General features: G+C 64.7%; 10 protein-coding genes and 1 pseudogene. 4 read left to right on the top strand and 7 right to left on the bottom strand.

Features of this window, described 5'->3' with window-relative positions; translation table 11 throughout:
- Positions 1-62: 62 nt before the first annotated feature.
- Positions 63-1,777 (bottom strand): annotated as a pseudogene (locus M1B34_RS34305) (methyl-accepting chemotaxis protein); the annotation flags it as partial.
- A gap of 359 nt (positions 1,778-2,136) precedes the next feature.
- On the opposite strand from M1B34_RS34305, the gene yghX reads away from it, so the two are divergent.
- Together yghX and M1B34_RS11110 are read left to right on the top strand one after the other, a co-directional pair.
- Positions 2,137-3,024 carry a YghX family hydrolase gene (yghX, locus tag M1B34_RS11115; RefSeq protein ID WP_123331689.1) on the top strand — a complete coding sequence of 296 codons (888 nt, stop codon included), beginning with the start codon at positions 2,137-2,139 and terminating at the stop codon, positions 3,022-3,024.
- A gap of 142 nt (positions 3,025-3,166) precedes the next feature.
- The gene (locus M1B34_RS11110) at positions 3,167-3,466 is read left to right on the top strand and encodes a DUF7693 family protein (RefSeq protein WP_268265158.1); all 300 of its coding nucleotides are present in this window, start codon (positions 3,167-3,169) and stop codon (positions 3,464-3,466) included.
- On the opposite strand, the gene M1B34_RS11105 is transcribed toward M1B34_RS11110, so the two are convergent.
- Together M1B34_RS11105 and M1B34_RS11100 are read right to left on the bottom strand one after the other, a co-directional pair.
- A complete protein-coding gene (locus M1B34_RS11105) occupies positions 3,454-4,791 on the bottom strand; it encodes an MFS transporter (protein WP_268265156.1) in 1,338 nt (445 codons plus the stop codon). The two genes, M1B34_RS11110 and M1B34_RS11105, sit on opposite strands and share 13 nt — an antisense overlap.
- Before the next feature lie 43 nt (positions 4,792-4,834).
- Positions 4,835-5,608 (bottom strand): SDR family NAD(P)-dependent oxidoreductase, encoded by a 774-nt coding sequence (locus tag M1B34_RS11100; RefSeq protein ID WP_268265155.1) that lies wholly within the window; start codon positions 5,606-5,608, stop codon positions 4,835-4,837.
- A gap of 148 nt (positions 5,609-5,756) precedes the next feature.
- On the opposite strand from M1B34_RS11100, the gene M1B34_RS11095 reads away from it, so the two are divergent.
- Entirely contained in the window at positions 5,757-6,653 is an 897-nt protein-coding gene (locus M1B34_RS11095) for a LysR family transcriptional regulator (protein WP_123331683.1), read from the top strand.
- 8 nt (positions 6,654-6,661) lie between these two features.
- On the opposite strand, the gene M1B34_RS11090 is transcribed toward M1B34_RS11095, so the two are convergent.
- The 3 genes from M1B34_RS11090 to M1B34_RS11080 form a co-directional block, all read right to left on the bottom strand.
- Positions 6,662-7,771 (bottom strand): MFS transporter, encoded by a 1,110-nt coding sequence (locus tag M1B34_RS11090; protein ID WP_268265157.1) that lies wholly within the window; start codon positions 7,769-7,771, stop codon positions 6,662-6,664.
- 93 nt (positions 7,772-7,864) lie between these two features.
- Positions 7,865-8,578: an alpha/beta fold hydrolase gene (locus M1B34_RS11085; RefSeq protein WP_268265154.1), complete on the bottom strand. Its 714-nt coding sequence runs from the start codon at positions 8,576-8,578 to the stop codon at positions 7,865-7,867.
- A gap of 40 nt (positions 8,579-8,618) precedes the next feature.
- Complete coding sequence (locus tag M1B34_RS11080; protein ID WP_221178433.1) at positions 8,619-9,560, bottom strand: LysR family transcriptional regulator; 942 nt, start codon at positions 9,558-9,560, stop codon at positions 8,619-8,621.
- A gap of 517 nt (positions 9,561-10,077) precedes the next feature.
- On the opposite strand from M1B34_RS11080, the gene M1B34_RS11075 reads away from it, so the two are divergent.
- Entirely contained in the window at positions 10,078-11,445 is a 1,368-nt protein-coding gene (locus M1B34_RS11075; RefSeq protein WP_123331678.1) for an MFS family transporter, read from the top strand.
- A 78-nt stretch (positions 11,446-11,523) separates the two neighbouring features.
- Here the strand turns inward: M1B34_RS11075 and M1B34_RS11070 are convergent, their stop codons facing one another.
- A complete protein-coding gene (locus M1B34_RS11070) occupies positions 11,524-12,342 on the bottom strand; it encodes an alpha/beta fold hydrolase (RefSeq protein ID WP_268262082.1) in 819 nt (272 codons plus the stop codon).
- Between the last annotated feature and the right edge of the window lie 117 nt (positions 12,343-12,459).

Here is a 12,459-nt window from a genome sequence, read left to right as displayed (position 1 = left end):
TCAATCCGGATGCTATTCACCTGGTTCAGTAGCAATCGCAACGGGGGGCGGTGGAATGCCCAGGCCTGGCTGTGGCTGTTGTGCATGGCGTCCACCACCACTTGGGTGCCTTGCTGCAGGGCTTCGATCACCGTGCGGGTTTCTTCCACCGACTCCTGGGTGCGTCGGGCCAGGTTGCGCACTTCGTCGGCGACCACCGCAAAGCCCCGTCCGGCCTCACCGGCCCGGGCGGCCTGATGGCGGCGTTGAGGGCCAGCAGGTTGGTCTGCTCGGCAATGGTGCGAATCGCATCGACGATGCCATCGATGTTCTGCCCATACTTCTGCAACTCATCGGTCACCGCCGAGGCCTTGTTCACCTGTTCGGCCTGCTGGCGGATGTTGACGATGGTCTCGGCCACGCGCTGTTGCACCTTGTGGGTCAGGTCACTGGTGTCATCCACCGCGTTGCGGGTGTCCTGGGCCCGGCGGGCCACCTCTTCCACAGTGCTTTCCATCTCGGTCATGGCCGAGGCGGCGGAGTGCAGGCGGTCTTTCTGTTCATCCACCACCCGGGTCGTGCGCTCGCTGATCTGGGCATTGTCACTGGCGGTCTGGGCCAGGGTGTCGGCCGAACCAATCAGTTCACGGAAGGTTTTCTGCAGGGCCTGGGTCAACTCGTTGAGGTAGCCGCCCAGCTCGCCGAATTCATCCTTGCGGCTGACATCGAAGCGCACCCGCATGTCGCCACCGGTGAGGGTCTTGAGCACCTCGCGGAACGCCGCCAGGGGCCGGCGAAGGCTGAACGCGACCCAGGTGCCGATGACCACCGCCGCCAGCACGGCCAGCACACAGGCGATCAGCAACAGGCTGCGGCTGGTGCTGATGGTGGCGTCGGCGTCGCTCTTGGCGGCGTTGGCCACGTCCAGCGACTGGCCGCCGAACTCGCCGATTTTGTCGAGGGTGGCTTGCAGCCGGCTTTCCACGCCCTGGCGCTGTTGCAGCACCTGCTGGGCCAGGGTCGCCTCTTGGCGATACGCCTGGTACAGGCCATCGCTGGCGGTCAGGTCGCTCAACAGGCGGTTGACCATCACCCCGGCGATGCGCCCCACACGCGGGTCCACAGCCACCAGGGCCTGGGCGCGGGAACGGATCACCTCGTCCTGCAGGTTGAGCAGGCGCTGCAAGGTGGCAATGTCCGGCGTGGCGGCGTGGGCGGCCAGGCCGTCATAGGATTTGTTGACTTCCAGCAGCAGTTTCTCGGCAGCGGCGGCGTTCTCCGCCACCCCGGCGTTGCGCTCTCGGGCGATGTAATCGCGCAGGTAGCCGGTCAGCTGTGCGCCCTGGCTGTTGCTGTAGCCCTGCAAGCCTCGGGTCAGCGCCACTTGCGCCACGTGCTGGCGGTGGGTCGCCATCAGCGCCTGGGCCTGCTCGGCATAGGCGCCGCTGAGCTGGCGTTCCTGGGCCAGGTTGGCCTGCAGCTCGGGGCGCTCGCCGATGTAGGCCGGGATGCTGTCGAGCAATTGGTTGAAGCGCGCCAGGCTCTCGTTGAACGGCGCCTTGCCGGCATCGATCTGCGCCGGTTCCTGGCTGATCAGGATCGCCAGCAACGCTTGGTTGGCCCGCAGGATATGCACGTACAACTCACTGGCGGCCCGGCTCAACGGCGCTGATTGGCCGGTGATGATGGTCAAGCGATCACTGATCGAATGGGTGCTTTGATAGCTGATCCCCACCATGGCCAGCAATAACAGCACCAACACGGCAAACCCGCCGATCACTCGCTGAAGAATGGTCATGGCTGTCCTCTTTATTGTTCTTGTGCATGGACCCGAGCACTGGCCATGCGGGGGGAAACGCGAAGCCTGGAAACTGTTTGGCAGCTCGATACGCTATCGGCGTGGCAACGGGCGACTTGAGGCGCCTGGCGAATATTCCTCGCCCTGCCCCGGCGGCCGTTTCCCCGGCCCGACGGAGGTGCTGTCACCAGCACCAAAAACTCCTCGGCCAGCCGCCCCGGTGCGGCACCGCTCGGCAAATCGGCCATTTGCCGGGGCGCCAAAGGCTGCTTTAATCAACCCACTTCAAGCCGTGTTCGTCAGCCTTCGAGGCCCAACGCCCCGGGGATACCGCGAGTGATTGATAAGGAAGCCCCCCGATGGACCGTCTGACCGCGCAAGACTTCGCCCCGGAACTGCTCGAACTCTACGACTACTACGCCCACGGCAAGATCAACCGGCGGGAGTTTCTCGACCGCGCGGCGGCCTTCACCCTGGTGGGCCTGACCGCCAGTGCCACCCTGGCGGCGCTGACCCCGAACTACGCCCTGGCCGAACAAGTGTCCTTTACCGACCCGGAGATCGTCGCCGAATACGTCACCTACCCCTCGCCCAAAGGCCACGGGCAGGTGCGGGCCTACCTGGTGCGCCCGGCCAAGGCCAGCGGCAAGCTGCCGGCGGTGGTGGTGGCCCATGAAAATCGCGGGCTGAACCCTTACATCGAAGACGTCGCCCGGCGTGTGGCCAAGGCCGGTTTCATCGCCCTGGCCCCGGATGGCCTGAGTTCGGTGGGCGGTTACCCCGGCAACGACGACAAGGGACGGGACCTGCAGGCCAAGGTCGACCCGCAAAAACTGATGAACGACTTCTTCGCCGCCATTGAATGGCTGATGCACCACGACGCCAGCACCGGCAAAGTCGGCATCACCGGCTTCTGTTATGGCGGCGGCGTGGCCAATGCCGCCGCCGTGGCCTATCCGGAACTGGCGGCCGCCGTGCCCTTCTACGGCCGCCAGCCTGAAGCCGCCGACGTGGCGCGGATCAAGGCGCCGTTGCTGATCCACTACGGTGAGCTGGACACCCGCATCAACGAAGGCTGGCCCGCCTACGAACAAGCGCTCAAAGCCGCCGGCAAAACCTACGAAGCCTACATCTACCCCGGGGTGAACCACGGCTTCCACAACGACTCCACCCCCCGCTACGATGAAGAAGCCGCCAACCTGGCGTGGGACCGGACCATCGCCTGGTTCAAGCGGTATCTGGTTTAAGCGCAAAGAGGGGGATGTCAGCGGGCACGTACAGTTACAGAGCGCCTGGCACCCCGCTGACAGACCCGGGCCGAGGCTTTATCCTCGGCCCCCTTCATCCAACCACGCCCAACGACTTACCGGAGCCCCCTTCGTGCCGCCACTGCCGCCGCTCACTGCCCGCGAGGTCTACCAGACGTTGCGCGACGCCGCCCTGGGTATTCACCCGATGCTGCACCTGGGCCCTGCCGGCGAGCCGGGCTGGGTGGGGGTCGATGTGCAAGGCTGGCGCCTGGTGCTGGACTTTGATGGCCAGCACCTGCACCTGTGCCAGGGCTGCCGCAGCCCGGAGGGTCGCGAGGGTGCGCTCGACACTTGGCAGCGCTATGGCACCGACCCGGTCAGCCTGCTCAGCACCTGGGAGCGCACGCAGCTTGAGCGCTGGCTGGCTCAGGCCGACTGACGGGCATCGCGCCCGACCTTGACCCAGGCCATCAGCAGCGCCGAGGCCAACACGCCCCCGGTCATGAACAGGTACGCGGCGCCCGGGTTGCCCGTGAGGCCGATCAGGTAGCCGACGATCCATGAACCGACAAAGGCCCCCAAGGCTCCGCACGCGTTGATCAGGCCGATGGCGCCGCCGAACACATTGGCCGGCAGGACTTCCGGAATCAGCGCAAAAAACGGCCCGTACGGTGCGTACAGCGCGGCGCCGGCAACACTCAGCAAGGCAAACGACAACCAGAAATGGCTGGAGCCCAGCAGGTAGGAACAGAAGAACGCCAAGGCGCCCAGCGCCAGCAGCGGCCAGACAAAGTGTTTGCGTTGCTGGAGTTTGTCCGAGGCCCAGGACACCGCGAGCATGGCGGCGACGGCGGCCACATAAGGCACCGCGCTCAACCAACCCACAGTGACAATGTCCGCGGCAGCAGCCTGCTTGATGATGGTCGGCAGCCACATGATGAAACCGTAGACACCGATGCTCCACAGCGCATGCACGCAGCACAGCTGCAACACCACCGGGCTGGTAAAGGCCTGGCGATAATTGCGCACCACCTTCATGCCCTTCTGCTCATCGGCCAGGGTGGCGGCCAGTTGGGCTTTCTCATCCTGGGTCAGCCAGCTGACCTGCTCGGGCTTGTCCCGCGCCAGGCGCCACCAGACAAAGGCCCAGAGCACCGCCGGCGCGCCTTCGATGACAAACATCTCGCGCCAGCCCCAGGCGTGAATCAGGTACCCCGAGACCACCGACATCCACAGCACCGTGACCGGGTTGCCCAGGACCAGGAAGGTATTGGCCCGGGAGCGTTCCTTGCGGGTGAACCAGTTGCTGATGAAGATCAGCATTGCCGGCATTACCGCCGCTTCGACAATCCCCAGCGACACGCGGATCACCATCAACATCGGAATGTTGGTCACCAGCCCCGTGGCCATGGCGCAGAAACCCCAGAGAATCAGGCTCCAGAACACCAGTTTGCGCACGCTGTAGCGCTGGGCGTAGATCGCCCCCGGCACCTGGAAGAAAAAGTACCCGAGGAAGAACAAGGCGCCGATCAGCGAAGAGGTGCTCTTGGTGATGCCCAGGTCCTGCTCGATCCCGGCGGCACTGGCGAAGCCGTAGTTGGCGCGGTCCAGGTACGCCAGGCTGTAGGTGATGAAAATCAGCGGAATCAGGTACAGCCAGCGCTTGCTTGCAAAGCCTTTGACGACGGTGTTCGAAGCGCTGTGCCGGGCAGGCGACGCGCCCAACTCGGCGAGTGGTGGCGAGGGTTGTTTGAGAGTGCTCATGGGTGTCCCCTGTTGTTGTTTTTTTCAGGTACGGGCAATGGGTTCAAACGACGCTGGTCAGGCCTCCGTCGACGAACAGGGTCTGACCGTTGATGAAATCGGAGGCGGCCGACGCCAGGAACACCGCCGCGCCGCACAGTTCTTCAACCCGGCCCCAACGCCCGGCCGGGGTGCGTTTGCACAGCCATTGGGAAAATTCCTGGTTGTCCACCAGGGCCTGATTCATCTCGGTGGCGAAGTAGCCGGGGGCCAGGCCGTTGGCCTGGATGCCATGGCGCGCCCACTCGGCGCACATGCCCTGGGTGAGCATTTTCACCGCGCCCTTGGAGGCGGCATACGGAGCGATGGTCGGGCGCGCCAGTTGGCTCTGGACCGAGCAGATGTTGATGATCTTGCCGCGACGGCGCGCAATCATGTGCCGGGCCACCGCCTGGGAAACGTGGAACACCCCGTCGAGGTTGACCCGCATCAGGGCGTGCCAGTCCTCGGCGGCAAAGTCCTCCAGCGGCGCACGCCGCTGGATGCCGGCATTGTTCACCAGGATGTCGATGGGCCCGGTGTCCGCTTCCACGCGGTTGATGGCGTCCAACAGCTGCTCGCGATCGGTGACATCAAACACCGCAAACGCGGTCTCAATCCCTTCGTCGCGCAACTGGCTGGCCACCCGTCGCGCCTTCTCCGCATTGCGATCATTGATCACCACACTGGCCCCGGCGGCGCCCAGGCCCCGGGCCAGTTCCAGGCCGATGCCGCGGCACGAACCGGTGATCAGGGCACGACGCCCATGGAGCTGAAAGCTACTGGTGTTGAATGACATGCTGTTCTCCGCAAAACGACCGCTTATTGTTGTACCGGCCTTGCCGTCACTTCACCGCAGCCCGGGGACGGCGTCCAATCGTCATTGCTGATCTGGTAATCAAAATCTATGATCAGCGCTTTCAGACCCTGCCCCCTGGAGCCCCCGGATGGAAATCAAACACCTGCGCTCGTTTGTCACCCTGGCCCAGGAGCTGCATTTCGGCCGCGCGGCCCAGCGCCTGGCCATCGTGCAACCGGCCCTGAGCATGCAGATCAAGTTGTTGGAAGAGGAACTGGGTGTGCGCCTGTTCGAGCGCAACCGGCACTCGGTGGCCCTCACCGAAGTGGGCGCGATCTTCTTGCCCGAGGCCCAGGCGACCCTGCACCAGGCCGCCCATGCGGCCGACGTGGCCCGGGCGTCCGGGCGTGGGGAAATTGGTCGGGTGCGTCTGGGGTTTGTCTCGTCGGTGCTGCCTGAGCTGCTGCCGACCTTGATCCGCGCCGTGCACCAGCGCTTCCCACGCATTGAACTGGAGCTCAAGGACATGCCCGGCCCGGACCAAGCCGTGGCCTTGAAAAACGGCCAGCTGGACTTCGGCCTGATGCGCTTGCCAGCAATCCACCCCGGTATCCACACCCGCGAGGTGCTGCGGGAAAGCTTCATCGTCGCCCTGCCCGACGCTCATCCCCTGGCAGCCTGCAGCCAACTGCACCCCAAGGACTTGGCGAATGTGCCGCTGTTTATCCTGGCCCGGCGCTACGCCCCCGGCTTCTACGATGAACTGATGCAGGCCCTGAACCGCCAGGGTGCGCCGCTGCCGATTGCCGCCGAATTGGGGGAATTCACCACCATGCTGGCCCTGGTTTCTGCCGGGCTCGGGGTGGGCCTGCTACCGGCCAACGCCGGCCGCGCATTGCCCGCCAACGTCCAGTCCAGGCCCCTGGAGCTCGGCACCTACCAGGCCACCACCGGCCTGGCCTGGGCGGACCTGAACAGCGCGGTCAAAACCACCCTGTTCAACCTGATCAACGAACTGCTGCCAGCGCCTTCGGCCAAGGGTTGAACCGGGTATTACACCCGGCGCATCAACAACAGCACCAGCAGCACATTCAACAGCGCCAGGCCGCCCAGGCTCGCCAGCACACTGCCGGCACCCAGGGTCTGCGCCAGGTAGCCGCCGGCCAATGGCGTCAGCGCCTGGCCAATCAACGACGGCCGCGCCATGCGCCCCATCAACAGCACGTACTGGGCCGGCGACATCAGCGCCAGGGGCAACAAGCCGCGAACGATCGCCCGCAGGCCATTGCCGGCGCCATACAACACCAGGCCCAAGGCTGTCAGGGCTGGCGCCGCCGCCACCAACACCAGGCCGATGGCTACCAGGACCACCGAGATCAGGGTGGTCCAGATCGGGTGGCGCTTGCGCGCAAACACTTGCAGCACCCGCGACCCCACCTGGCTGGGCCCGAGCAAGGCGCTGAGGCCGATGGCCGCCGCCAGGGAATTACCCTGGCCCTGGAGCAATGACACCAACTGCACCGACATGGCGGTCATGATCACTGCGCCCAGGGCAAAGATCAGGGTCAGCAGCAGGTAGGTCCGCGAATCGATGGACAGCGGCTGTTCGACCGCCACGTTGCTTTTCGCCCGGGGCACACCGCCTCGAGGCAGCGCCCAGAAGTACGCCGGGGCCACCACCATCACCAGCAACACCCCATAGGCCAGGCAGGTGTCGCGCCAGCCCAGGTGCTCGATGGCCAGGGCCACGGCTGGCCAGGACAAGGTGGTGGCAAAGCCCGAAATCAGGGTGACCCCGGTGATCGCACTGCCCGCCCGCTCCCCATACGCGGCCCCCAGCGCCGCAAACAGCGCCTCATAAAGCCCGAGCGCCATGCCGACCCCGATGACGGCCCAGGCCAGCAGAAACAGCGGCAGCGAGCTGGCAGTGGCCAGCAGGAACAAGCCGATGGCCACTCCCAGGCCGCTACTGGCCAGCACCGGTCGACCGCCGTAGCGGGCAATCAGGCGGCTGGTCAGCGGTGCCAGCAAGGCCGAGACCAGGATGCTCAGGGACAGGGCGCCGTACACCCATTGGCTGGCCCAGCCGGTCTCGTCCATGATCGGCTCGGCCATCACTGCCATCAGGAAGAACGACCCGCCCCAGACCAGAATCTGCAACAGGCCCAGGAGGGAAATGCCCACGACGCCGGGCAATCGAATCTGCTCGTTCAAGGTACGGCCATCAGTCAGGGGGAACAGGGTGAGTTGCAGGCATCAGACGTGTGCTTCGTCACTCAGCCAACGGCGCAACAGTTCGGTGGTCAACTCCGGGTATTCCAGGGGCGGCAGATGCCCACATTGCGGCAACACCACCAGCCTTGACTGGGGGATGCCGCGATGGATTTCCCGGGACTCGGCAACGGGGGTGATTTCGTCGTCTTCGCCGACCACGATCAAGGTCGGAACCCGGATGGTCTCCAGCACGGGCCGGTAGTCCGCGCGCTCGATGATCGCTTGCTGCTGACGAACAAAGCCCTCCTTGCCAATGCTTTCGGCCATTGCCTGGACCGTATCGGCCACGGTGCTGCCCAGGCAACGCGGGTGCATCAACCGAGGCAGCAATTGCGGGGTCACGCCCTTGAACTTGCCCATCTGCGCCAGGGCCAGCAGGCCGCGCCGAGCCTTGGCTCGCGCTTCATCGTCGGGCCGCACCATGGTGTCCAGGAGTGCCAGCTTGAGCACCCGCTCGGGGGCCTGGCGCATGATTTCCATGGCCACGTAACCGCCCATGGACAGGGCCGCCAGGGCGAACAGCGGCGGCGCCGCGTCCAGAGTGCGCCGGGCCATGGCGACGATGCTGGTATCCAGGCTCAGGTCGGCGATGCAGACAACCCGGTCGGGTTCCAGGGCCGCCGTCTGTGCGGCGAACAAGCGCTGATCGCAGAGCAATCCGGGAATCAGCAGCAAGGGTGTTGGGTGGGCAGGCAACGCGAGCCTCCGTGAAACGCTCAGGTGGAAAGGGTCGAGATCAGAGCAGGTGCCCGGCCCAGATATGGCGAGTCACCAGATCGGCGGCGATTTCTATAAAGGCGTCGCCGACAAACTTGGCAGCCGGGCTGACCCGCCGATCCGCGGGAAATACCTGGACCAACTTGCGCATGGGCACCGGGTCAACCAGCGGCGCCGCGCACAAGGCACCGGACTCGACCTGGCTGTAGATCGACGCCAGCGGCAACGCGGTCAAGCCAAAATCGTTGCGCACCAGGTCGATCATGGCCCCGAAGGAATCCGCTTCAACGCTGGTCTTGAGCTTGATCCCGACGTCACGGGCACATTGGTCGAGGATCACCCGCAAGCCATGGCGCGCGCTGGGCAGTACCAGAGGCTGCTCAGCCAGGGTGGCGAAGCTCACCGGCGTGTCCATGCGCAACCCGGCGCTGGCGGGGCCCACCAGCAGCAGGTTCTCCATCATCACCGGAACGATTCGCAGGGTGTGCAAGGGCTGGGGGTCGTAGGAAATGGCCAGTTCCAACTCGCCGCGCTGCACCCAGTCCAGCAGGTAACCGCTGAATGCCGAAGAGAAGCGCACGGCCAGGTTCGGGTGGGCATCGCGGATCTTGCGCACCAGGGGCACGGTGACGATTTCCGCCACCGTCGGCGTGGTGCCAATGACCACGGTGCCGCGAAACGCTGAGCGCCCGCCCACCACAGAACTGCGGATCGACTCCATCTCTTCCATGATGCGCGTGGCATGGGCCAGGACTTCGCGGCCCACCTCGGTGATCACCATGCCCCGACCATGGCGCTCGAACAGATAGGCGCCCAGCTCTTTTTCCAGCAAGCGGATTTGTCGACTGAGGGCCGGTTGGGCGATATGCAAACGGTCCGAGGCCTTGCTGAGACTGCCCAGCTCGGCCACATGAATCAGGGTTTTGAGTTGAACGACATCCATTACCAGGCCAGTCAGAATCGTGCGCGGCGCGAGATGCGTCGACAGTGGCGTGAGTGTAATCCGATTTGCCCGCCGGTGAGTGCCGGCAGAACCGCGTAAACCGCGGCTCCGGGAGCCTGCAAGCGGCTGTACCGCCCTGTGGGTCGGGGCTGCGGGGCCAGCTATAAAATTTAGGTATATCAGTTAGGCCAGGCCGACGGCTTATGCCCTCCAGGACTCTGGGGTAGCGTGCAACCACCGTCGGCGCCCAGAGCGCACGACTCACTACAACAATAAGATACGAGGGCCTGCACCATGGGTTACATCCCTGCGTTTCACCCCACCGCCTACCGTTACCCGCCAGGCCATCAAGGCTACCCGAGCCATCCCCCTTCGGCCTGCCGCGTTCATCCACCGGCCCTCTGCGCCGCGGATTAATTAGCCCCCAGCCGGCTGACGCTGTCGCGTCCAGCCCGTCAACCCAGCGAGCCCGCCACGTCGGAAACGCCTCAGCGTGTTCCTCGTTTCGTCTCGCCTAGAACACAGGGTGAACCCCATGTCTGCATCCCCCACCAACCACAGTGTCGTGCCTGATCCAGCGAGCCCGCCGAACCGGGTCAAAGCCATCATGGGGGCCTGCTCGGGCAACCTGGTGGAGTGGTACGACTTTTTTATCTACGCCTACACCGCCATCTATTTTGCCGCCGCGTTTTTCCCCAAGGGCGACACCACCAGCCAACTCCTGGCCACTGCCGGGGTGTTCGCCGTGGGCTTTTTCATGCGGCCCCTGGGTGGCTGGATTTTTGGCTGGATCGCCGACACTCGCGGTCGCAAGGTGTCGATGATCATCTCGGTGTTCATGATGTGCGCCGGCTCCCTGCTGATCGCGGTGATGCCGACCTACGAAAGCATCGGCGTCGCGGCGCCGGTGATGCTGGTGATCGCGCGCTTGATCCAGGGGCTGTCGGTGGGTGCCGAGTACGGCACCGGCGCGACCTACATCAGTGAAATCGCCACCCCCGGCCGGCGCTGTTTCTATGGTTCCTTCCAGTACTTCACGATCATCGCCGGGCAACTCCTGGCCCTGATGACCGTGGTCATCCTCCAGCAAACCCTGAGTGCCGAGGCGCTGCGCGAATGGGGCTGGAGAATTCCGTTCTTCATCGGCGCCCTGAGTTCGGTGGTGGTGGTCTACCTGCGTCGGTCGATGCATGAAACCGCGTCGAAAAAAGACATGCAGCGCAAAGACGCCGGCTCGCTGCGGGGCCTGTTCAAACACAAGCGCGCGGTGGCCCTGGTCCTGGCTTTCACCATTGGCGGTTCGCTGTACTTCTATACCTTCACCACCTACATGCAGAAATTCCTGGTGATCTCCGCCGGCTTCTCCCCGGAGACCGTCAGCTTCATCATGACCGCAGCCCTGGTGGGCTTTATGTTCTGCCAACCGCTGTTCGGCCTGCTGGCCGATCGCATCGGCATCAAGACCCACATGCTGTTGTTCTCCGGGCTGGCCCTGCTGCTGGCAGTCCCGCTGCTCTACGCCCTGCAGTCGGTCAATAACCCGTTCGTGGCGTTTCTGCTGGTGTTCGGCGGGCTGGTCATTGCCTCGCTGTACACACCCATTGCCGGGATCGTCAAAGCCGAACTGTTTCCCCCGGCGGTGCGTGCCCTGGGTGTGGGGTTCCCTTACGCGGTGGGCAACGCCGCCTTTGGCGGCACGGCGGAATACGTCGCCCTGTCCCTGCGCGCCCAGGGCATCGAGGAATATTTTTTCTTCTACGTCGCGGCAGTGGTGAGCGTGACCTTTATCGCCTCGATGCTGATGCCCAACCTGTCGCGCCACGGCTACATCAGCGGCTCGGGCGAAGTCGAGCAGCGCACTGGCTTCAAGGGCAGCGCCCGACCGCAGGCCGCCAGCGTCTGAAGCCGCAACGCTGAACGCTGCCCCACGGCAAAGGGCCCCTGATTCAGGGGCCCTTTTTTACGGCTTGCGCAGGGCGCCTTATTGCACCGGAGCGCGCCCCTGGAAGTCAGCGATCTGCTGCCACATCGCAGTCGGATTGGAGTACATGGGGAAGTGCCCGCACGCAGCAATCGGCGCCAGTTGCACACCCTGGGCCTGGATGTGGGCCAGGTAGGACAACGAGGCGTTCTGCTCGCCATACATAAACAGCCGCGGGCATGGCAGACCGAGGAATTTATCCATCAGCGCGCCGTGGTCGGACAGCTCGACCATGGACTGGAAAATCCCCCGCACCGCGCCGGCCCGGACCTTGTGCCGCAGACTCGCGGCGTACAGCGCACTGGCATAGGCCGGCGCCTGCCGGGTGCGTTCGATAAAGGCGCTGAAGAATGCTTCGGGGTCTTGCGCGGGGTACTCGACGATCTGCCGGCTGAGGAAGCAGTCTTCCGGGGCGATGTTGCCCTCGATGTCGACAAAGCTCAGCACCCGCTCGGGGCAATGATGGGCCAGTAACAGAGCGGTCAGCCCGCCCATGGAATGACCCACCAGATGAAAACGCTGGATGCCGAAGTGCTCCAGTGCCTGCAAGGCGGTCTGCAGCAGCAACGGGATGTCGATCCGCTCCAGGTCGCTGCAGTGGCTGGCACCGCAACCCGGTGCGTCATAGGCCAGCACCGGATGCCCGTCGAAGGCGCTGTGCAGGGCTATGTCGGCGTAGTCTTCCTTGGTCGAGCCGAAACCATGGAGGAACAGAATCGGCGCCAGGGAGCCGTCGCGGTACAGGGTGTCGAGTTGCAATCGGACCCCGTCCACCAGCAGCGGCAGTGGGTATTGAGTGAAGCGAGCGGATAAAGGCACGGCGAGGGCTCCTGGCACAAAAGGCGTGGCACCGGGCGGGTGAGCCGGCGAACGGGCGCATAATCTCCCCGCCCTGCTGCCCGCTGTAAATAACGGATTGGCGAAGGTTTCCATAGC

The organism is Pseudomonas morbosilactucae, assembly GCF_023241715.1.
Taxonomy (GTDB): Bacteria; Pseudomonadota; Gammaproteobacteria; order Pseudomonadales; family Pseudomonadaceae; genus Aquipseudomonas; species Aquipseudomonas morbosilactucae.
This window is presented reverse-complemented; position numbering and strand designations above follow the sequence as displayed.